Raw genomic sequence first — 17802 nt, 5'->3', positions numbered from 1 at the left:
CAATACCGTGGTTGCTGACCAATGTGCTTGGTATGGACGCTATAGCCTTGGATGAACGGGAGAGTCCATCTCCTTTAAGTTATTGCGCCCAATACGTGCAACGGGAGTCGAACCCGTATCTTCTTTGCTCTGCCGCTGAGCTATGCACGTGCCTTAACGGTTTTCATCTATGATACTAATTTACACCCAAATTAGGGGTCAAAAGTATCAAAATAATATCACAATAGTATCGGATTAATATCAAAATAGTATCATGATAATCTTGTGTTTTTTCAATTCAGTATATTCCTAGCATTTTGGCACACTTTTCAATGAACTCCTTTTTTAAAAGAAAAGCACTGCTTCGGCTACAATTAACTAGCCCATTAGCAACTATTCCCTCTACACTAAGCCGTGGCCGTTTTTTAAAATACAATTCTTTGATTATTACCTGAGTATCCTCATCAGAACTAGCATAACACTCTTGAACTGCACTCTTTTTTCGTTTCAAAAGATTTAGTGGACCATCTTCTTCTAGCTTTATCAATACCGTAGTTACACTATCGCCTATCATAGATGATCTGCCACCACCAACATTGTCATCTTCCTGTTTTATTGGATGGCGCAATTCCTCTTCTCTAGCCGTAATTAACTTATCAATTTTGGGATAATCACGTAGAATATCCTCTACCGTTCTAATCGTCGATCGTTTCACCCATCATTCCTCCATCTTAAACTTATTTTAAGTTTGCTTTAATGTTAATGGTATAATGTTTCATTCGTTGGCCGCGGAGTAAGAGTTAATTTTAGAAGCCGATTTGGGGTAAGGGCTGCTGCTGGGCGGCCCTTTTTTGCTGTCTAAATATTTTGTGATTGCTTTTCCAACTCTAGCCCATGCTCATAAACTGCATGGTTGAGTTCCACATCTACTGACTTGGCCTTTTGTACGTACTGCTCAACGCTTGTGACACGTTCATCACCACGTTTCATCATATCCTTAGCAATTGCCTGCAAGGCCAGTGGAAGCGAATTATAATAGCCTAACGCACGTTCACTGAAAACCTCGCCGGTCTTCGTCATGGCTGTTTTGGGTGTTCCATCATCGTTTAATTTAGCAAGTGATACGATATAGTTTCGTGGTTCACTGGTGATATGATACTTACCGATTCGCATATCGATCATGATTATTCCTCCTAAAATGGCCGTGTAAGCTCGTGTAGCACGTTAGTAATCTCCACATTGCTCAGCATACCCAAAGCAATGTAAACTTCCTTAGGCACGCTGTGCTCGCTTAATCTGGATTGAAACTCATCTATCCCCATCAATACATCGTCTTCTGGCACCAATGCTTCCAGATAGTTAAGCAACATACGTTGGTTGCCGTTCATTTCGTCGCGTGTTTTATCCATACGTCCTCCTACATAAACATTGTCAGCTCATGGATAACCTGGTTACGTTCCTTAGCTGACAATTTGTTAATCACGTTGCGCTGGCTGTCGCTCAGATTGGTAAAGTGATTTCCGCACCACACTAGCGCCTGTGCCACATCGCCACCATAGCTTGCCATACCTTGCATCACGTAATTGCGATACTCAATCTGTTCGTGTGTCATGCTGTGCCTCCAATAGTTCCGGATTCTCGTGAACGTTGCCAACTACAATATCTTGTGCAATATTTATTCCACCATAACCATGTTCCTTATTTTGAATAATCGAATTAAAGCCAGCTCCATATCTATCGGCTTTATAAACAATAGTTCCAAATTCATTTTTGGCTTTAATTTTTTTGTTAGCACCAAAAAATTTAATAATGTCTCCTTCGTAAATTTCTTTTCCGTTCACGTCTTTCAGGCCGGTAAACTGTTCAAGCTCAAACATTGCGCAAATTCCATCAACTTTACCATCGTTAGAGCACTCGTAATACCCATCAGCACTAGCCTCTGCCCAGTAGGCTTGACCATAAATAAATTCGATGTTGTCAGGTAACAGCATTTTATTCTGAACTTTGTCCCACGCTCTAAATTTCGGTACCATCATTCGCCCTCCCAATCTCAACATCACTTGGTGCCACCTCAATATGCCTGTGACTGCCTTTAACTTTCACCATTGCTAACCGCCTATCACCACGAGTGACCCAGCATAGCCATGTAGCCGGTTGCTTAACGTGATGGTGTCGGTGGTAATGCACCTTATCGCCGTACTTCATTGGCTGCCTCCTTTATCCCATAGAAGGATTATGTGTTTCTTCAATCATTTGCTTAGTCATGTCCATTTTTAATTGGGCGGCCTTTTTCGTATTTTTTAAGCAAGACACGATAAACCATGCCTGATAGATGTTCAAACGATATATCTTTGATGGGCCACCACGTTCCATTGATCTATCCACCTCAATGTCGACCTTTCCAAAATCTTCCAAAAAGCCCATATTATTTCTAATTAGCCTTTTAACTGAATCCTCACTGATTCCGCTTCGATTAGCTATCAGGGTACTTGAAATGTCGTTATCCATTGTCTGCCTCCCGTAGCTTCTCTCGCATGCAGCGCACCCAATCTTTGTCGCGTCCCATAACACGAGCCACCCCTTGGTTGTTAGGTCGATTCATGTGTTTGACGGTGTATTTCAACTGTGTCAATTCATCTGGTGTGGATTGGTAATCCAATTCGTCACGTCTTCGCATTCTGCCACGTAATTGCTGTATATATTGCGGTGTCTTTGACCGTTCTTGTGCAATATATTGGTTGGTGTATCCATGTAAAATCAGGTGGCGTAGGATCTTATTTTCTGCCGTGTGTCCTTCCTCAGTTTGACCGCGGATCTCTTTTTTAACATCTTTCGGCCACTTATCTGGATCATCGCCATAATTGGCGTAAGCAGCCCTGATTGCGGCTGCCATTTTCTTGTTTGATGACATACGCCTCTACTCCTTTCTTACTAATCGTTTTGCTTCGTTCCTTAGTTCTTCAAATTCACGTTTACGTTGTTCTTTTAAAGCTTCATTGCAATTGGGACACGGGCTAGCTGTGACGGTACTTGCTGTACAGTGATGAAAAACGCCAGTGCCATGACACAATGGACATTCACTCATACATTACGCACTCCTTTCATGCCGTCAAAAATAAGTTGCTGTTCCGGGTTGTCTGGATATACACGATCAATGAACTTGCCTTCATACATCTGTTTTAGCTGTCCTTTGGTGTTGTTGGTTGTAATGATGGTGATACCTTTAGCGGTGTTGTGATTAAAATCAACTCTAGCGTTAGATACCCGATACATGATGTCTTGCAGATCCTTATGAACCGGTTTAATGTTGCCGGTCATACCGCCTTCCGTGCCAAAATCATCTAGTACCAATACATCAACCTCAATCATTGAACGCGTTATGTCGAGCAGTTTGGAACGAATTGAAGTGTCCTCATATTTGTCATTGACCATTCTTAGCAGCTCAGCAGTTGATACAAACATGCCACTATGACCATGGCTCATCAGGTGGTCCAACATCGCTAGTGCTAAAGACGTTTTACCAACGCCACGATCACCCATCATAGCAACGTTGAAGTTTTGGTTTTCTAATTGCTTAGCCAACACGAATGCCTTCTTGCCTAACGACTTAGCTAAGTGTGGATTGTCCTGCTTAGCAATATCCCAGTTGCCAAACGAAAACTTGAGCGGTATGTTGCCGGACCAGACCGAGTAGCTATAGTACTGGGCCATTTTGTCCCGTTTCAATTGTTGAGCTGCTTGTTCAGCCGTCTTACGATCTAATTCTTCTTTAGTTGGCAAGTGGTTCAGGTCAACATGGTGGGCATTGGCTAGCCGTTGAATATATCCTTGGTCAAAAGTAACGTGCTCCATGTTAACCTCCCGTCCAATACTCGCGGCCCTCATGTTTTGACTCATCAGGTACTGCATTCAAATAGCCTTCAAATTTACTAGCTCTAAATAAAGTAGATGGTCTTAAATACTGAGCCATATCTTTAGTGTTGAGCCACAGTTTGCATTGATGGTCTATCACTTTTTGCATATCTTCGGCGCTAAATCCATCATGCTGTCGTGCCATAACTAATCCCTTGTTAGTGTTAGTGTGTTTGAAGTGCTTGCCAGTCTTTTCGTTGAGATAGTCAATTACAGATTGCCAAGGAAACTCAGGTGCTGCGTTAGCTGCACTATTATCTTTTGTAGTCTCTGTAGTAGTCTCTGGTAGTCTATTGGTATTGGTAGACCCATTTTGGGACGTTCCATCGGCCCATTTTGGGCCATTCGTCGTCCCATTTTGGGTCGATGGTCGGCTCATGTCCAATTTACTGTAATCAATGCGATACCATTTGGTTCTATCGAAACCGGCCTTATTATAATTTGCCGTAATAAGGTAGCCATCTTTCTCCAGCCCATTTACTGCACGCTTAAGCGTATTTAATCCCCAAAAGGGAAATTGCTTATTCCAATTAGGAAAGCTGTTGTAAATCCACTTATAGCCGTCACGTATATTGTTTGATCGCTGCAACCAGTAATGAAATTGTTGAAGAACGATTGCCTCGTTCAATCCAACTTTTACTGCTAATGATGGTAAAACCTGTAACGGTGGCTCACTAATTAATAGATTTCCCATTTGTTTCACCTCGATAATTTCCTCTGACTCCAATCTTTCTCAATGTCTCTTCGTCCAACTTAATCCCGGCAACTGGAATGTGATACTTCTCGCCAAAGGCTGTCGGACCGATCTTGTGCCATTCTGTATGATGCTCTCGGCACAAACAGTTAACTCGTAGTTGCGTATGGTCAAGATGATTTCGATCACGGCCAGACCCAACCGTATCAACGTGGTTAATATCCGAATGTTCACGGCCACACACCATGCACCGACGATGCCGGCAACACTGATATTGGTAATACTCTTGCTCTCTCGGTAGCAATTCATAGCCTTGTTTGAACGGTACACGCCACGTAAACATGAAGTCGATAACTAGGTCGAGTAACACGTTAGCGTCGCTCACAGACGATTCTGTCGTGTCTGACAGGCTAATCTCATTACCGTTTGTATACTCACAATATTGGCCATAAAACATTGCTTTCAGGAAGTCTTGTGGCACCACGAAGTAATCAGCAATATCATTTAGCAGGGCAAAGAATAGACGCCGTTGTTGCGGCCTAGCTTTGCGTGTGTCGGCTAGTTCCCAATCCAGGTAAAGTTGGCCACGTGAGCCGCTAACGGTCTCTATATGGTCTAAATTAGGCTGATGATCAAGCTCAACTAACAAGTATGACTTTCCATTCCGTTCAAAGTATTTTGATCGTGACCGCTGCATTTAATCACCTCAAATCAGAACGGTAACTGATCATTGGTAATGTCGACAGATCCACCATTAGCAAACGGATCACTCGTATTATTTTGTGGCCGATTATTTTGATAACTACCGTTACCAGTAGAGCTTTTTGGTTCCAAGAATGAGAAGTTATCAACAATAACTTCTGTGACGTATACGCGTTGGCCTTGCTGATTTTCATAGTTACGTGTTTGAATACGGCCTTCAATGCCGACAAGGGAACCCTTGTGGAAGAAGTTGGCAAAGTTTTCTGCGGGCTTGCGCCAAATGACGCAACTTATGAAATCAGCTTCGCGCTCACCTTGTTGGTTGGTGAACCGCCGATCAACGGCCAGATTGAAAGTAGCTACAGCAGCACCGCCTTGCGTATACCGTAAATCCACATCACGGGTTAGTCGTCCAGTCAAAACTACTCGATTAATCATTAGAATTCCCCTTTTCACTTTGCTTTTTTAATTGAGCAGTCACTAGGCTGATCAGTTGGTTAGCACCATCATGCGTCAAATCTTTGACCTGGCTAACGTTTAATTTTTCCAGATAACCGTTTCTAACGGCTTCAATTGGGGCGCTTGCTGCCTTACTCATTGCCTCAAACAATCCATTAAGTGTTGTGGCCTGCTGTTTAGTTACAGGCAGGGGTTGATGATTGCTTTGTTGTGTCCCGTTATTCCTATGAGCTGGTTGTTGTGCCGTACTGTTGTTAGGAGCCGCTTTAGTTGCTTGTTGTCCATCGTCATCTTTAGAAGCGGATACGCCGAATGCTGCTGATAAACTATATCGTCGTGCATAAGTTTCGGCAGAGCCGAATGCCTGCGCGTCTTTACGCTGAACTGGCATGCTAAGTGGATTGTAAATAATGTACTCGCCACTAGCATCAAACAGCATAGTCGTAATAGAGACACCATTAGGATCGCTAGTCGCCTCCTGCGTATAACCTAACGACTCTGGCAACGCCCTATCTACTGCAGCGGTTAAGTCTTCCAAAGTCACATAATTCCCATAGTGGCTTTTCCCATCTTTACTTGGCTGTGCTTTGAGTAAATTCTTGCGGAATTGTGCCATACTAGTAGCCAAGTTTTTAATTGATTCGCTTTTTTCCATAACTTCCTCCTACTTAATTCGAATTAGTCTCTTTGAATTCGTCTGGCTTGATTTCAACGGAAATATAGTCATCCAGCTTCTCATTGCCAGGTCCGACAATGTGATCACCACTTTTGGCAATCTCACCGTTAGCCAGCATTTGCTTAACTTTCGACTCATTAAGTTCCCGGTACTCTTGCACCGCTTGCTGTAATACAGAATCGTCAGGCAGCTTGCCAATCTTGGCGCGGGTTAGTTTAGCTTTAACTTGCCAACTATTTTTCTTAAACGGATCATGTCGAACCCGATCGACGCCATCTAAGGATTCATGTCCGTCCATAGCGGATAAGAACTCGCCATACGCTTCATCAACTTCTGCTTGCAGTTCCTGCTGACGAGCTATAACCAGTGTCTTATCTTGTTCAAATGCCTTTTTATCTGTTTCATAGTCGATCTCGTCTTTGTATTTGCTGATTTTGCTACCCATCAGATCGTTTAAAAGCTCGTAACGTCGGTAGAGTTCTAACGTGGCTTTTGCCATGCCTATTCCTCCTCAAATGGTGTAACTAGCTGAGCAACGGGCACTTCGAAATAATTAGCGAGTGTTTCCAAAATTCTTGTTTGAATCATCTTGAACTCCCCTGATTTAATCGTTGCTAGGGTTGATCTTGATATGTTGGTCTCTTGGTGTACTTTGCTTACGGTTACTTGCTTTACAGCCATCAATACACGTAAGTTTTCGCCAATTATTTCAGCTAATTTCATTTTGTATCCTCCGTTCGTAGCTGTTCCAATCGCTGATTAGTGCGGTCGATCTTCAATGCCAAATACCGCTTATACTTTTCGTCCTCACTATTTTTAAAGTGTGCGCGTAGTTCCACTGCATATGTTTTTAACGCTGCAATGCGGGCGTTATGCTCTAAGATCGCTTGTTCCTCGTCAGTCCGATTAATGTGTGTGACCACCGGCGTAGAAAATTTCCGGTCATATTCTGCAGTAGTTCCGTCTAAAGCCATTGCCAACGCCCCACTTTCTGAGTAGAATTGTCATAGAATAGTTTTGACAAACGTTTCATCTCTTCGAGTTCTGACGGCCAGGTCGGGACTCTTTTTTTGTGCCATAGTTTCATCGATCGACGACCTCCAATCCGTTAGTGAACATTTCAAATGGCTCATGGCCACGTTGCATAATGACAGCAATTTGCTTATTCGACTTTCCGTAAACGTCTGGCTTGAGTTCTACTACTTTGCCAACACCAGCAGGCACCATCTTGATACCTGCGGCATACGTATCTTCGTAACTGACCTTGTCACCAACATTAACTTTCATGTTGATCCTCCATTCCAAAGAAATCTTTCCAAAATGGTGCCCATCCGCCGGCACGAACCACTGACTTCCGTAGCTGATAACCAGTTGAGGCGATCAATACAATTACTGTTAGCCAGAAGGCTATAAAGCCAACTAGCAGATAAACTTCATTCATGTGGATCATTCCTTTCCGCTATCCCAACAATCCTTTGAAAATTTCTATAAGCAGCTTGCCTACCCGATTGAACGAATAACTCACGATAGCTATCAACATGGCCAAGTCTTGGACAGCTCCAAGATCATTAGCAACCATGTACGCAGGAACCCAAGCAATAATAGCCAACGAAATTACGTAGTAAGAAAACAGCTTACGGAAAATTTTGAAGATGTTATTGAAGAAGCCAAACATAGCACTGAAAATATTTCTGATAATGAAACCTCCTCTGCTGATATTTCTTTCGATGTCACGATTTTTTGGGTTTATATCAGTTCTATTTTTTCATTCATCTCAAAAGTTCAGGGTGACTACGAAGCTATACAATTTTTGATAGGATTTTAGCTGCTAATTTATCTGTATCGACATTAACTGTCATTTTGCTTGTTCGTAACGGCTTGTTTTCTTTGGCTTCCGTGTTACTTGCGATAACATGGAGGTCTTTTTCTATTGCCCATAAAACGTTGATCAGTTTCTTCATGTCGTTTCCTCCTTATGCTGTCTGTACCAAAAACAATAATCTTGGCTAGCTAACCTCACCGACATCAAACAAGATTTTGTAGCCTTTTTTGGTAATTAGTTCATCCGCTGCGATGACTGCCACAGGCTCGCGGTCTTTGTTAATGACGGTGATATTTGAGTAGCGTTTCCCAGCAATTTCGATTTTGGGACACTGCTCTTTTTCTTTTTCCATCAGCTCACCTCCTTATGCTGTCTGTTCAGCTTCGATTTTCTTAAAAAATAATTCTATCCACCCTTTAAGTGACATAATTGTCACAAAGGAGGTGAAAAGATGTCAGATCAACACGTTATTCCTGATGGTAAAGGCGGTTGGAATGTTAAAGGTGCCGGGAATTCCCGAGCAACCGTACACTTAGACAACAAGGTGGACGCTGAAAAACGTGCCCGTGAAATTGCTAAGAATCAGCATTCCGAACTTGTGGTTCATAATCGTGATGGAAAAATCTCTCGCAAAGATAGTCACGGTCATGACCCACACTCTATCAAAGGCTAGTTAACGTTTGGATAGAGCTTTACCAAGTAACCGGTAGCAGGGGTGGCATCGTCAGTGCTAATCTCTGCTACTTTTTTACCCTCATCCGTTACAACTACGATGCGGTCCCATGCCTTACTATTCAGCATTGATCCACCGAAATCAGGATCATTTGCTGGATGTACAACAACGCATGGTAAGTTTTCCATTTCTTTCTTCATTATTTGTCCTCCTTATGCTGTCTGCTCAATTAAATAGCTGTCCATATTCGTTTAGAATCCTAGCGCCCTTATGATTCTGAGCAAACTTGTTCTTATCAACTGTCAAAACACATTTAGCTTCAGAAGAGTAATCATCAGGATCATGGGGCTTAATTTCAAAATCAATATAAAACACACCATTCAGCAACACATTATCTGCAAAAACAAAAGTTCTCATTTCCTGATGGACAATAGTCAGCAGGTGTTTTTTGGTGTTAACGTTTACTTTGATTAGTTCTTTCGTGTGGATCATTCCTTTCAGTTATTTGTTCATCGTTAAAAAGCTCTTTAATCAATTTTGAGGCACTTAGAAAAGCTTCAAGGCTATTAGACTTGGACAATGTCTTGAGCCTTTTTTTATTATCAAAATCAGCGTTTACACTTTCTCCAACCCTTTCAATCGTTAAATCAATTTCTAGCGTGCCAATCGCGATGGTTACATGCTTAGGTAAAACGCCAGCAGTCATAAGGCTTCTTTCTTTTGAAGACAAGATTTTAATGACGCTTTCGTTTAAGCTGTCATTCATGTGGATCATTCCTTTCTATGCTGTCTGCTCAGTTTCAATCTGCTTAAAAATAATTCTATCCACCTTTTAAGTGACATAATTGTCACAAAGGAGGTGAAAATTATGGCCAAGCTATTTGAACCGGGTATTGATAATGTCAAATCCGGTCGATACATTGAAGTGGGACCACGAGGCGGTAAAGTATCTAATCCTCATCACGCAACGATGAAGAACAATACTTCAACATTACCGCCAACTAGTCAGGGAACTCACAACAAGTGGAAAAAGGTTAATTAGCATTTCTAACTAATCTTTCTAACACGACGAGGTCGTTTGCAGATTCTGGATTCAGTAGAATCTTGTCGTCAGAAAAGTAAAAGTTTCTGCCGAACAGGCTCAATTGAATCCAAGATTCAAAAACTGCCTCGTTTTTTTCATTGAAGTACAACGTAATGTGATGACGTAGTAGCTTCATCAGCTCACCTCCTTATGCTGTCTGCTCATCAAGATGCAGGTACAAGTCACTCATACCCAGCAAATCGCAAGCACTGTACAAAGCTTCTCGATTTGCTTCTTGCAGGTCTTCAAAAGATGGTTCGTGTCCATCAATCTTCATATTTTCACGTGGTGACTCGTTGTACGAAATCAAGAACTCCATCACTTCCCGAACACTATCAAATTCCATATTGATTCCTCCTTAGTATTCTTCGTTCCAAACTTGATACCGGATGGCAAATTCTTTAACGATTGCTGTGTAAATCTCAATCAGCTTCTTGTCATGGGCAATGACATCAACTTTTGTTGTATTCTTGCGCTGAGTTTTTGAAGTCCCTTCCTCAGCCATTCGCCGTCTCAGGTTGGTTAGCCGCGTCTTAAGTGATACCCCGCCTCGCCGGTCTACCTCATCGTAGATGTCGTTGCGAGTCATTTTGTATGATTCACCGGTGTTACCTTGCTGACGTGCAATCTTACTAATGAGGTGTGAGGTCTCGTTTCGCCAATCCATGGTAGACGTGGCAACAATCTCACTAACGCCATCAATTTTGTTCTCGAGGCGGTGTTGATTACGTTCATTAGCTGCTAGCTTATCCACAACACCCTGCATGAATTGGAGCTCGGGAGACAGTGCTGAGGTACGAGACTTAACTTGCTGTTCCATCTCGTTGAACGCATCAATGTATTGGAGCTTGAAGCTGTCAGCTTTGTGTCCCGTGAAACCCATTACGATAAATGAAAATCCATCACGGTTCATGTAGTACATTGGGTTCGACTTGCCACTTTTGTCCTTGTACACCCCCTCTGCAAACATCGAATTGTACTGAGCCGAATTTTCGGCTGAGTTAAGTTTGTTTTTAATTGCTTCCATAACGTGTTTGTGCTGCTTATCAAATACCTCAGCTACCTGCAAGCTACTGGTGACTGCTTGTTTGTCTTTCATGATTACTAAGTCATTCATGTGGTTCATTCCTTTCTATACTGATTGTTCGATAGGAAACTTCGGATTTTCCGAAGTCGGGTTTAAAAAAATATCGTTTACAGAAACATGCAAAGCTTTTGCCAGTTCATCTAGTCGATCATAGTTAGCCTTTCGTAGTGAATAAACATCACTTTCATAGCTAGAAATCGTCCGTTCAGTAATGCCCGTTTCCCTTGATAGATCAGCCTTTGACATGCCTCTAATTCCTCGCCATTGCGAAAGAGTAAACTTTTCTTCCTTAACCATTGCTTCATCTCCTCTTGTTTACAGTTACTAATATACACTTCGGTTTTTCCGAAGTCAACCCGAAAAATCGGAAAATCCGAAATTATGTTTCGGAAATGCCTTTCGGTTTTTATGAAACAATGCTATAATTAGCTTATATATTAAGGGAGGAAAATTAAATATGTTTTCTGATAATCTGAAATACCTAAGAGAAAAAAATAATATGGATCAAATTGAACTTGCTACCAAGCTAGGACGTAAGAGTACCTCCTCAATCAGCGAATGGGAAAAAGGAAAATATCAGCCAAAAGCTGGTGTGCTTTCTGATATTGCACACATTTTTAATGTTAGTTTAGATGATCTCATGAACAAAGATTTGCGCAATGAGAACGAGGTGTCCTCTCCTAAGCTTGATGTGTTAAGTATTTTTAATCAGCTAAACCTAAAACGTCAACAAGCTTCTTACGATTACATTTCTAATCAATTAAAGGAACAGCAAAACAATAACCGAAACGTCATCAAGTTTCCTAAAGACGATGACACCCTAGAAATTACCGCCAATGGTGTTCTCTCTGCTGGTGTGGGCGAGTTCCTTGATGATTCTACCAAGCCATTCACTGTAACCGTACATAAGCCTGTTCCTAGCAATTATGACTATGCCTTCCAGATTAACGGCCACTCAATGGAGCCTGTTTACCAGGATAAGCAAGTTGTCTTCGTCAAAAAGGAAGACGATTACCGTGATGGTCAGATCATCGCGGCAGTTATGGACGGTTGCGCGTATCTGAAAAAGCTGTCAGTAGTTGATGGTGAGGCTACGCTGGTATCACTAAACCCACAATATCCTAATATCAAAGTTGATAAGGAATCTGGCGTCAAAATATTAGGCGTTGTATTTTCATAAGTCCCCTATATTGGGACTTCTCTTAGCACTCAAAAAGAACATATGTTTGATTGGCCGGGTGGTTGGTCATGGGTCCGAGTCCTATGTAATCAGTTGATTAAAAAATAATACCGCCAGTCCCCAGGATCAGCGGTATTATAACTATATAAGACCAGATACGGAAGTCGGTAAAAGCTGGACCCGTTCTAGGAGAATAATGCTATGGGACTTTTTAGAAAAACTGTTAGAAGATAAACAAAGCCATTAGGGGGGGCGCTCACAATGCTTTTACTACTTACACTCATAGTTATATGGGCAGGATACAAATTCTTCACACAGTGGATATGGTGGATCATAGGCATCATGCTGCTAATAGACGTCTGGAAGATTGTTACGTCATGGCCAGCCTTATTGATCATTGCCGGTACATGCTTCTACTTGCTATATAAGCGTCACAAGGAAAATATGCCACGCAAAAAGGTTAAGCCTACATTGTCTAAACCTGTTAATATGCAAGGAAAGCACTTTTAAACTTGATACTTATGTACAAAAAAAGGTAAACCCATTTGGGTTTACCTTTAAAAAACAACTATTTAAAACTAATTAAGCAATCCAACTGTTGTCTGAAGAAGCGGTTGTAGCAGCACCCTTGACAAGAGTAGCAGTAACGCCAACCTTCAAGGTGTCACCAGGGAATGCAAACCGGTTATCAGAAGCAAACTCGCCCTTGGAAGTAATTGCAAATTCGTAGTGATATGCGTCACCATTACTTGCATAGAAGTTTTGAGTACCCTTACCAACAGTGATTCCGTTAACAACAGCATTCAATTCAGTAGGGTTAAATGGTACGCCCTTTTCACCAGTCAATGCTGTTTTAGCAGCTGGAGTCAACGTAGCACTAAAGTCTTTAGAAGTTAAAGCTGATCCCACATGAAGTGCGTTAGCAACAGTAACAGGCTTAGCAGCAGCCTTAGCATGAGCAGCCTTAGCAACATTCTGAGCATGAACATCAGCCTGCTCAGCAGCCTTAGCAGCATTCTGAGCATGAACAGCAGCCTTATCAGCAGTAGCCTTAGCAGCAGCAACATTAGCAGCACTATTAACATTAGCACCAGCTAATGTGTCAACAACAAAGGAAACCTTAGAAGTTGCTGCTTCAGTCACGTCAACATAGATAGTGTTACCGAACTTCACACCATTAGTAGCATCACCAATGTTAGAAGCCTTGTAGTTTGCTGGTACATTGTTAGTAACGAAATCAGCAAGCTTAGTGCCTGAGACGTCTACTAAATTTGCCCCAACAGGATCGCCGGCCTTGGTAGCAGCAGCGCCACTCTTAGGTGCGTTGATCCAAGTTGAAGTGCCAGCTTGTGCATTGTTGTTGTTTACATCACGGTAAACAACCTTAACACTGTTGTCAGCAGTTGCAGTATCAGCAGAAACAGTCAAGGAAAGACCACCTAAGTCTTGCTTAGTGTTATCAGTGATAGTAGCGTCGTAACCTTTGCCAGCGTAGATCCAGCCAGAGACTGAAGAATCCTTGCTATCAGTTACGTGATAGTATAAATAACCTTCCTTAGTCGTGGTAGCGGCCTTGTCAACCGTGAATGGATCAGTCTTGGCAGCACCGTAAAGGCTAACCTTCTTGGCATTGATATCGGTATTCTTAGGAGCAGTCCAAAGAGTGTTCTTTGAAGCATCCTTCAAGTAGTAACCGGTAGTACGTGCTGGAGTAGCAGCAGTAGTTAAAGTATCAGTAGTCTTGATACCACCAGCAAAAGTGCCGGCAGTCTTACCACCGTAGATGTAACCACGGTACTTCTTGTCCATGGTAACGATCTTGTAGTATACGGAACCACGGTTAGTTTTCTTAGTACCGTATGCGTAGAAAGTGTCGTTGGAACTCTTTGAAGCAGCTAACTTAGCAACTGTCTTCTTAGAAGCAACAACCTTAGCACCCTTAACAGTACCTGGCTTTGAGTAAATGGCACTAGTACCGTTTACCAAAACATTTTGACCCTTAGTAAGGGCAGTATATGAGCCTGCAGTTGCATAGCTCTTAGCACTTGCAGTAGTGGTAGTAACAGCTGAAAGACCAGCTAAACCTAACACTGCAGCGCCTACATAAATAGACTTTGCGAATGATGAACGCATAGATGAAAACCTCCTAATAATTTCTTTTTAGCAAAAACATTATGTAAATGTCCACAATCATTCTTGCTAATGGCAATTATAGCATACGTTACTGACTATGCCAAAAGAAAATTTTAAAAAGTTCACAAAAAATTCACAACTACCAAAAAAGTGCATAAAAAAACCCTTCAACAGGTCAGCGGAAGGGAAGAAATCAAGGATTCATCTATGCAAAGACAATTATAACCTATATGTAGTAAAAAAACAATATCAATGAAATATTTGTAACAAAAAAGGACGCCCTGCTTGAAGGAGCGTCCAATCTTCAAAGAAGGAAGAATAAAAACCAACTTTAAAGAAATCTCTTCAAGTATAATAGCTTATAATTCCAGTAAAGTCAAACTAATTTTTGAAATTTGGCGAGGAAACACGTTCTTTTAAGGACGTGATGAATCGCCTTTTGTTTTGCACGTAGTGCATATGATTGAACCTAAAACGTGGTATACTCTTGATATGAAAGACATCAAGAGACTTACCTATGGTAGAACTTCTGTTTACAATCTTAACTACCATGTAATCTGGGGTACTAAATACCGCAACCGTGTTCTCAAAGGAAACGTTGAAGTTGTATTGAAGCGGGTATTGCTGGAAATTGCTTCAAAATATGGATTTAGTATTGATCACATGAAAATTGGAAAAGACGACCATATCCACCTGCTAATTAGCGCCACACCTAAACTATCAGTAACTAATATTGTTAGATTGTTAAAAGGAATTAGCGCTTGGCGCCTGTTCCATGAATGTCCCGAATTGCAACGTAACTACTGGAAAAAGGTCGATCGCCATCTGTGGTCGCCTAGCTACTATGTGGAAAGTATCGGTATTACTAATCAAGACGCAGTGGCTAAATACATTGACGAACAACGACATAAGGAGGTGGAAATAGATGACTTTGAAGGCCGTTAAAACTCGTATCTATCCTGATTCGCAACAGCAGACTAAAATCATTGCTAATTTTGGTTACTGTCGGTTTGTTTGGAACCAATTGTTGGACATGCAAATTCAACGTCACGACAATGGTGGTCGATACGTAAACGAATTTGGCATGAACTACCTCATCAAGTCTTTAAAGCAAGAGTTCACCTTCCTAAAAGCGGCTGAATCGACCTCCTTGCTACATGTCAGTCGTGACCTACACCACGCGTATCAGAAACTTTTCAAAGAACATAGAGGCTTCCCAAAATTCAAATCACGTAAGTTTCCAAAACAAAGTTACCAATGCAATTCTGTGAATCATAATATTCAAGTGACCAATGCCTGCTGCCTTAAGTTACCTAAACTAGGAAAGGTACGTTTTAAGTGTGGGCAAGCCGTTTCTGGGAAAATCAAGAACGTTACAATCCGGCTGTCAGCCACTGGTAAGTTCTACGCGGTATTGTTGGTTGATACTGACACTCAAGAGCTACCAAAAACTAACAATACCGTCGGTATTGACATGGGTGTAGCTGACTTGATGATTACCAGTGATGGTATTAAATACCCAACAATCCGGTTCGACAAAATCCTATCCAAGAAGAAACATTACTGGGAGAAACGCTTAGCTCGTAGAAGGCTTCAAGCTCAAAGGGAGATTGCTTGGGACCGCCACAATAAAGTTTTAAACCCTAGAGAACTATCAGATTTCAAAAATTACTTAAAAGCTAAGCACATGGTAGCCAAGTATAACGAAAAGATTGCCAACCAACGGAATAACTACCTGCACAATCTCAGTAAACAACTCGTCGAGCAGTACGATCTGATTAAGATAGAAGATTTGAAAACCAAGAATCTTCTACACAATCATCAGCTTGCTCGGGCAATTGCTAACCAAAGCTGGCGAGAACTACGTTCTCAGCTGGAGTATAAGTGTGCTTGGTATGGGAAACAGTTGGTCACTGTGAACCCGAGGAAAACCAGTCAAATTTGCAGTAACTGCGGATTTGATGACGGCAAACACACTTTAGATGTTCGTGAGTGGACTTGCCCTAAATGTGGCATAAGCCATGATCGTGATATTAACGCGGCCAAGAATATCTTAAGCGCTTAACCGACTAATCAGGCTCGGAACGAGCCCTAGTAAATAGCCGTAACCTCTGCACGTAGTGCTAGCCACTAATGTGTAAGTCAGCGGTGTTCCTAGAAGCTCGGTCATTCATGGCCGAGTAGTTCACAAGGCTAGTTTTGAAATTGACCAGACTAGATTTAATATGTTAATATTCAATTGTTCTTCTATGAGATAGTCTGAACGTGCATAAAATATGGATAGCTAATCGTAGGCTATCCATATTTTATTTTTTAATTGCTACGATAATTCACAAATGCTATGATGTAAAAGTTCCAATCATTCGGAACGTCCTCATCTTTAGAAAAGCCACTCAAAGTTACCCTCAGTACACAACTTCTTTGGTGGCTTTTTTGATTATTTAATTTACATTTTTCTAAAAGTGAACTATCATTTTTAGGATAACAAACAAAGTTTCATCCATTCATTTACTAAAAAGAGGCTTCCAGCATAATACCGGAGACCTCTTTTTAGTATACCAATTTTTACTTTACATAAGGCGGCTTATCCCAAGTAACCCACATTCACCGCGGTACTTCCACATTCCGTTATTTTTTGATTGTGAACTTGTCCAAAAAAGAAGTGGTATAGGTCGCAGATTGGCTTTAATTGGGGAAAGGAAGTTTGTGAAAATTACTGGTATTACTCCTAGACCATTCCCTTAAATTCAACTGTCTCATTCTTTGTATTAACCAAAAACTTACCGACACTCCCCTGATACTTCACGGATACTTTAAAGGAATACTTGTAATTTACCCGAGTGTATCGAATACTACTAATTCTTCCCTGATACCCTTGACTACGCAAAACTCTCTTCACTTGGTTCCTTTGTCGATCAGTAATTCTTGCAGAACTCCGATAGATTGTCTTCTTAACGATCACATCTGGATTCAATGGAACAATGTAATCCTTACATTCCAACAATTCCACCAACTTTCTTTTTTTCTTTGGAATTTGACTTGACGGGTTACGGTTTTCCATTCAGTTTAGAGGGAGTGACGTTTTGAGCGCAGAATTGTTCCCTGGAAACAGCTATTTGGAATAACTGAACCAGAGTACAATTCTACTACTAAAAGTTTCCCCTTAGTTCGTCGGTCGTTAACGCCCGTCGCTTGTCTGTACAATTGCGGTATTGCTACCACCACTCATTATAAACCTACGTTTTCGGTTTAACCTACTAAAAAACGCCCTAGAAGGCGTTGATGATACGTATTTATTTTTGTTCGATCACCAACTAATCAATGGCACCAAGCCGAAGCTTCGTTTTACCACCCGCGCCGTTAATGGTCGCGCTCACCATTCACCACCCAGCCGTACAGAT

General features: G+C 41.5%; 33 protein-coding genes and 1 tRNA gene. 6 read left to right on the top strand and 28 right to left on the bottom strand.

All coding sequences use genetic code 11. The annotated features are described in order from the left end of the window. Nucleotides 1-92: 92 nt before the first annotated feature. The 18 genes from EKM99_RS15865 to EKM99_RS15860 form a co-directional block, all read right to left on the bottom strand. Nucleotides 93-150, bottom strand: a tRNA-OTHER gene (locus EKM99_RS15865). A 127-nt stretch (nt 151-277) separates the two neighbouring features. Beyond that, nucleotides 278-694 carry a transcriptional regulator gene (locus EKM99_RS12315; RefSeq protein ID WP_125583719.1) on the bottom strand — a complete coding sequence of 139 codons (417 nt, stop codon included), beginning with the start codon at nt 692-694 and terminating at the stop codon, nt 278-280. A gap of 143 nt (nt 695-837) precedes the next feature. Then, nucleotides 838-1161, bottom strand: a complete 324-nt coding sequence (locus EKM99_RS12310) for a hypothetical protein (protein WP_125583718.1) — start codon at nt 1159-1161, stop codon at nt 838-840. An 11-nt stretch (nt 1162-1172) separates the two neighbouring features. Then, entirely contained in the window at nt 1173-1388 is a 216-nt protein-coding gene (locus tag EKM99_RS12305) for a hypothetical protein (RefSeq protein ID WP_125583717.1), read from the bottom strand. Between the two features lie 8 nt (nt 1389-1396). Then, nucleotides 1397-1591 (bottom strand): hypothetical protein, encoded by a 195-nt coding sequence (locus EKM99_RS12300; protein ID WP_125583716.1) that lies wholly within the window; start codon nt 1589-1591, stop codon nt 1397-1399. Then, nucleotides 1572-2015: a YopX family protein gene (locus EKM99_RS12295; protein ID WP_225419862.1), complete on the bottom strand. Its 444-nt coding sequence runs from the start codon at nt 2013-2015 to the stop codon at nt 1572-1574. Before EKM99_RS12295 ends, EKM99_RS12300 begins: the two co-directional genes overlap by 20 nt. 181 nt (nt 2016-2196) lie before the next feature. Beyond that, nucleotides 2197-2487 carry a hypothetical protein gene (locus tag EKM99_RS12290; protein ID WP_125583714.1) on the bottom strand — a complete coding sequence of 97 codons (291 nt, stop codon included), beginning with the start codon at nt 2485-2487 and terminating at the stop codon, nt 2197-2199. Further along, a complete protein-coding gene (locus tag EKM99_RS12285; RefSeq protein WP_125583713.1) occupies nt 2480-2890 on the bottom strand; it encodes a hypothetical protein in 411 nt (136 codons plus the stop codon). The genes EKM99_RS12290 and EKM99_RS12285 overlap by 8 nt, the downstream gene beginning before the upstream one ends. A 170-nt stretch (nt 2891-3060) precedes the next feature. Further along, nucleotides 3061-3831, bottom strand: a complete 771-nt coding sequence (locus EKM99_RS12280) for an ATP-binding protein (protein WP_125583712.1) — start codon at nt 3829-3831, stop codon at nt 3061-3063. A 1-nt stretch (nt 3832) separates the two neighbouring features. After that, complete coding sequence (locus EKM99_RS12275) at nt 3833-4585, bottom strand: conserved phage C-terminal domain-containing protein (RefSeq protein ID WP_125583745.1); 753 nt, start codon at nt 4583-4585, stop codon at nt 3833-3835. After that, nucleotides 4566-5282: a putative HNHc nuclease gene (locus EKM99_RS12270; protein WP_125583711.1), complete on the bottom strand. Its 717-nt coding sequence runs from the start codon at nt 5280-5282 to the stop codon at nt 4566-4568. Before EKM99_RS12270 ends, EKM99_RS12275 begins: the two co-directional genes overlap by 20 nt. A gap of 14 nt (nt 5283-5296) precedes the next feature. Next, on the bottom strand, nt 5297-5725 hold the full coding sequence (gene ssb / locus EKM99_RS12265) for a single-stranded DNA-binding protein (RefSeq protein ID WP_125583710.1): 429 nt from the start codon (nt 5723-5725) through the stop codon (nt 5297-5299). Beyond that, entirely contained in the window at nt 5718-6401 is a 684-nt protein-coding gene (locus EKM99_RS12260) for an ERF family protein (protein WP_125583709.1), read from the bottom strand. Before EKM99_RS12260 ends, ssb begins: the two co-directional genes overlap by 8 nt. A 13-nt stretch (nt 6402-6414) precedes the next feature. After that, nucleotides 6415-6921: a hypothetical protein gene (locus tag EKM99_RS12255; protein WP_125583708.1), complete on the bottom strand. Its 507-nt coding sequence runs from the start codon at nt 6919-6921 to the stop codon at nt 6415-6417. A gap of 2 nt (nt 6922-6923) precedes the next feature. After that, complete coding sequence (locus EKM99_RS12250) at nt 6924-7145, bottom strand: helix-turn-helix domain-containing protein (protein WP_047021373.1); 222 nt, start codon at nt 7143-7145, stop codon at nt 6924-6926. Next, entirely contained in the window at nt 7142-7396 is a 255-nt protein-coding gene (locus EKM99_RS12245) for a hypothetical protein (protein WP_125583707.1), read from the bottom strand. Before EKM99_RS12245 ends, EKM99_RS12250 begins: the two co-directional genes overlap by 4 nt. 109 nt (nt 7397-7505) lie before the next feature. Then, on the bottom strand, nt 7506-7709 hold the full coding sequence (locus EKM99_RS12240; RefSeq protein WP_125583706.1) for a hypothetical protein: 204 nt from the start codon (nt 7707-7709) through the stop codon (nt 7506-7508). Then, nucleotides 7699-7863, bottom strand: a complete 165-nt coding sequence (locus EKM99_RS15860) for a hypothetical protein (RefSeq protein ID WP_164511599.1) — start codon at nt 7861-7863, stop codon at nt 7699-7701. Before EKM99_RS15860 ends, EKM99_RS12240 begins: the two co-directional genes overlap by 11 nt. Here EKM99_RS15860 and EKM99_RS12235 point away from each other — a divergent pair, their 5' ends adjacent. Beyond that, nucleotides 7864-8247, top strand: a complete 384-nt coding sequence (locus EKM99_RS12235; RefSeq protein ID WP_125583705.1) for a hypothetical protein — start codon at nt 7864-7866, stop codon at nt 8245-8247. It abuts the gene before it with no gap. Here the strand turns inward: EKM99_RS12235 and EKM99_RS15855 are convergent. Together EKM99_RS15855 and EKM99_RS15850 are read right to left on the bottom strand one after the other, a co-directional pair. Further along, the gene (locus EKM99_RS15855) at nt 8222-8383 is read right to left on the bottom strand and encodes a hypothetical protein (RefSeq protein ID WP_164511597.1); all 162 of its coding nucleotides are present in this window, start codon (nt 8381-8383) and stop codon (nt 8222-8224) included. The two genes, EKM99_RS12235 and EKM99_RS15855, sit on opposite strands and share 26 nt — an antisense overlap. Nucleotides 8384-8428: 45 nt before the next feature. Further along, nucleotides 8429-8596, bottom strand: a complete 168-nt coding sequence (locus tag EKM99_RS15850; RefSeq protein ID WP_164511598.1) for a hypothetical protein — start codon at nt 8594-8596, stop codon at nt 8429-8431. Nucleotides 8597-8695: 99 nt separating this feature from the next. Between EKM99_RS15850 and EKM99_RS12230 the strand changes: the two genes are divergently transcribed. Next, nucleotides 8696-8917, top strand: coding sequence for a DUF2188 domain-containing protein (locus EKM99_RS12230; RefSeq protein ID WP_125583704.1), 222 nt, complete (start codon nt 8696-8698; stop codon nt 8915-8917). On the opposite strand, the gene EKM99_RS12225 is transcribed toward EKM99_RS12230, so the two are convergent. The 3 genes from EKM99_RS12225 to EKM99_RS12215 are packed head-to-tail and all read right to left on the bottom strand — an operon-like array spanning nt 8914 to nt 9683. Next, nucleotides 8914-9117 carry a hypothetical protein gene (locus EKM99_RS12225; protein ID WP_225419861.1) on the bottom strand — a complete coding sequence of 68 codons (204 nt, stop codon included), beginning with the start codon at nt 9115-9117 and terminating at the stop codon, nt 8914-8916. The two genes, EKM99_RS12230 and EKM99_RS12225, sit on opposite strands and share 4 nt — an antisense overlap. A 25-nt stretch (nt 9118-9142) precedes the next feature. Continuing rightward, nucleotides 9143-9334 carry a hypothetical protein gene (locus tag EKM99_RS12220; protein ID WP_125583703.1) on the bottom strand — a complete coding sequence of 64 codons (192 nt, stop codon included), beginning with the start codon at nt 9332-9334 and terminating at the stop codon, nt 9143-9145. Nucleotides 9335-9371: 37 nt separating this feature from the next. Next, nucleotides 9372-9683, bottom strand: coding sequence for a hypothetical protein (locus EKM99_RS12215; RefSeq protein WP_047021378.1), 312 nt, complete (start codon nt 9681-9683; stop codon nt 9372-9374). 102 nt (nt 9684-9785) lie between these two features. On the opposite strand from EKM99_RS12215, the gene EKM99_RS12210 reads away from it, so the two are divergent. Then, complete coding sequence (locus EKM99_RS12210) at nt 9786-9959, top strand: YjzC family protein (RefSeq protein WP_125583702.1); 174 nt, start codon at nt 9786-9788, stop codon at nt 9957-9959. Here EKM99_RS12210 and EKM99_RS12205 read toward each other — a convergent pair. Genes EKM99_RS12205 through EKM99_RS12190 form a run of 4 tightly spaced genes read right to left on the bottom strand, consistent with a single transcriptional unit; the run spans nt 9952 to nt 11385 of the window. Beyond that, nucleotides 9952-10137, bottom strand: a complete 186-nt coding sequence (locus EKM99_RS12205) for a hypothetical protein (RefSeq protein WP_047021379.1) — start codon at nt 10135-10137, stop codon at nt 9952-9954. The two genes, EKM99_RS12210 and EKM99_RS12205, sit on opposite strands and share 8 nt — an antisense overlap. A gap of 12 nt (nt 10138-10149) precedes the next feature. After that, nucleotides 10150-10347, bottom strand: a complete 198-nt coding sequence (locus EKM99_RS12200; RefSeq protein ID WP_125583701.1) for a hypothetical protein — start codon at nt 10345-10347, stop codon at nt 10150-10152. Nucleotides 10348-10359: 12 nt separating this feature from the next. Next, a complete protein-coding gene (locus tag EKM99_RS12195) occupies nt 10360-11118 on the bottom strand; it encodes a Rha family transcriptional regulator (protein ID WP_125583700.1) in 759 nt (252 codons plus the stop codon). A gap of 15 nt (nt 11119-11133) precedes the next feature. Next, complete coding sequence (locus tag EKM99_RS12190) at nt 11134-11385, bottom strand: helix-turn-helix transcriptional regulator (RefSeq protein WP_085768473.1); 252 nt, start codon at nt 11383-11385, stop codon at nt 11134-11136. Between the two features lie 160 nt (nt 11386-11545). Between EKM99_RS12190 and EKM99_RS12185 the strand changes: the two genes are divergently transcribed. Next, a complete protein-coding gene (locus tag EKM99_RS12185; RefSeq protein WP_125583699.1) occupies nt 11546-12268 on the top strand; it encodes an XRE family transcriptional regulator in 723 nt (240 codons plus the stop codon). Nucleotides 12269-12850: 582 nt separating this feature from the next. On the opposite strand, the gene EKM99_RS12180 is transcribed toward EKM99_RS12185, so the two are convergent. Beyond that, a complete protein-coding gene (locus tag EKM99_RS12180) occupies nt 12851-14254 on the bottom strand; it encodes an S-layer protein (RefSeq protein ID WP_125583698.1) in 1404 nt (467 codons plus the stop codon). A 639-nt stretch (nt 14255-14893) separates the two neighbouring features. Here EKM99_RS12180 and tnpA point away from each other — a divergent pair. Together tnpA and EKM99_RS12170 are read left to right on the top strand one after the other, a co-directional pair. Next, nucleotides 14894-15346, top strand: a complete 453-nt coding sequence (gene tnpA / locus EKM99_RS12175; protein ID WP_125583697.1) for an IS200/IS605 family transposase — start codon at nt 14894-14896, stop codon at nt 15344-15346. Then, entirely contained in the window at nt 15327-16466 is a 1140-nt protein-coding gene (locus EKM99_RS12170; protein WP_125583696.1) for an RNA-guided endonuclease TnpB family protein, read from the top strand. The genes tnpA and EKM99_RS12170 overlap by 20 nt, the downstream gene beginning before the upstream one ends. Nucleotides 16467-17802: the final 1336 nt, after the last annotated feature.

Source organism: Levilactobacillus cerevisiae (assembly GCF_003946245.1).
Classification (GTDB): Bacteria; Bacillota; Bacilli; order Lactobacillales; family Lactobacillaceae; genus Levilactobacillus; species Levilactobacillus cerevisiae.
The sequence above is the reverse complement of the archived record's forward strand: the minus strand, read 5'-3'. Positions and strand labels throughout refer to the sequence as shown.

Coding starts and splice junctions, on each gene's coding strand:
- EKM99_RS12195 (WP_125583700.1), bottom strand. CDS start 11,118: ATGAATGACTTAGTAATCATGAAAGACAAACAAGCAGTCACCAGTAGC.
- EKM99_RS12225 (WP_225419861.1), bottom strand. CDS start 9,117: ATGAAGAAAGAAATGGAAAACTTACCATGCGTTGTTGTACATCCAGCA.
- tnpA (WP_125583697.1), top strand. CDS start 14,894: ATGAAAGACATCAAGAGACTTACCTATGGTAGAACTTCTGTTTACAAT.
- EKM99_RS12305 (WP_125583717.1), bottom strand. CDS start 1,388: ATGGATAAAACACGCGACGAAATGAACGGCAACCAACGTATGTTGCTT.
- EKM99_RS12280 (WP_125583712.1), bottom strand. CDS start 3,831: ATGGAGCACGTTACTTTTGACCAAGGATATATTCAACGGCTAGCCAAT.
- EKM99_RS12185 (WP_125583699.1), top strand. CDS start 11,546: ATGTTTTCTGATAATCTGAAATACCTAAGAGAAAAAAATAATATGGAT.
- EKM99_RS12245 (WP_125583707.1), bottom strand. CDS start 7,396: ATGGCTTTAGACGGAACTACTGCAGAATATGACCGGAAATTTTCTACG.
- EKM99_RS12200 (WP_125583701.1), bottom strand. CDS start 10,347: ATGGAATTTGATAGTGTTCGGGAAGTGATGGAGTTCTTGATTTCGTAC.
- EKM99_RS12270 (WP_125583711.1), bottom strand. CDS start 5,282: ATGCAGCGGTCACGATCAAAATACTTTGAACGGAATGGAAAGTCATAC.
- EKM99_RS12250 (WP_047021373.1), bottom strand. CDS start 7,145: ATGAAATTAGCTGAAATAATTGGCGAAAACTTACGTGTATTGATGGCT.
- EKM99_RS15855 (WP_164511597.1), bottom strand. CDS start 8,383: ATGAAGAAACTGATCAACGTTTTATGGGCAATAGAAAAAGACCTCCAT.
- EKM99_RS12215 (WP_047021378.1), bottom strand. CDS start 9,683: ATGAATGACAGCTTAAACGAAAGCGTCATTAAAATCTTGTCTTCAAAA.
- EKM99_RS12240 (WP_125583706.1), bottom strand. CDS start 7,709: ATGAAAGTTAATGTTGGTGACAAGGTCAGTTACGAAGATACGTATGCC.
- EKM99_RS15860 (WP_164511599.1), bottom strand. CDS start 7,863: ATGAATGAAGTTTATCTGCTAGTTGGCTTTATAGCCTTCTGGCTAACA.
- EKM99_RS15850 (WP_164511598.1), bottom strand. CDS start 8,596: ATGGAAAAAGAAAAAGAGCAGTGTCCCAAAATCGAAATTGCTGGGAAA.
- EKM99_RS12210 (WP_125583702.1), top strand. CDS start 9,786: ATGGCCAAGCTATTTGAACCGGGTATTGATAATGTCAAATCCGGTCGA.
- EKM99_RS12275 (WP_125583745.1), bottom strand. CDS start 4,585: ATGGGAAATCTATTAATTAGTGAGCCACCGTTACAGGTTTTACCATCA.
- EKM99_RS12310 (WP_125583718.1), bottom strand. CDS start 1,161: ATGATCGATATGCGAATCGGTAAGTATCATATCACCAGTGAACCACGA.
- EKM99_RS12170 (WP_125583696.1), top strand. CDS start 15,327: ATGACTTTGAAGGCCGTTAAAACTCGTATCTATCCTGATTCGCAACAG.
- ssb (WP_125583710.1), bottom strand. CDS start 5,725: ATGATTAATCGAGTAGTTTTGACTGGACGACTAACCCGTGATGTGGAT.
- EKM99_RS12190 (WP_085768473.1), bottom strand. CDS start 11,385: ATGGTTAAGGAAGAAAAGTTTACTCTTTCGCAATGGCGAGGAATTAGA.
- EKM99_RS12255 (WP_125583708.1), bottom strand. CDS start 6,921: ATGGCAAAAGCCACGTTAGAACTCTACCGACGTTACGAGCTTTTAAAC.
- EKM99_RS12205 (WP_047021379.1), bottom strand. CDS start 10,137: ATGAAGCTACTACGTCATCACATTACGTTGTACTTCAATGAAAAAAAC.
- EKM99_RS12285 (WP_125583713.1), bottom strand. CDS start 2,890: ATGTCATCAAACAAGAAAATGGCAGCCGCAATCAGGGCTGCTTACGCC.
- EKM99_RS12260 (WP_125583709.1), bottom strand. CDS start 6,401: ATGGAAAAAAGCGAATCAATTAAAAACTTGGCTACTAGTATGGCACAA.
- EKM99_RS12220 (WP_125583703.1), bottom strand. CDS start 9,334: ATGAGAACTTTTGTTTTTGCAGATAATGTGTTGCTGAATGGTGTGTTT.
- EKM99_RS12300 (WP_125583716.1), bottom strand. CDS start 1,591: ATGACACACGAACAGATTGAGTATCGCAATTACGTGATGCAAGGTATG.
- EKM99_RS12290 (WP_125583714.1), bottom strand. CDS start 2,487: ATGGATAACGACATTTCAAGTACCCTGATAGCTAATCGAAGCGGAATC.
- EKM99_RS12295 (WP_225419862.1), bottom strand. CDS start 2,015: ATGATGGTACCGAAATTTAGAGCGTGGGACAAAGTTCAGAATAAAATG.
- EKM99_RS12230 (WP_125583704.1), top strand. CDS start 8,696: ATGTCAGATCAACACGTTATTCCTGATGGTAAAGGCGGTTGGAATGTT.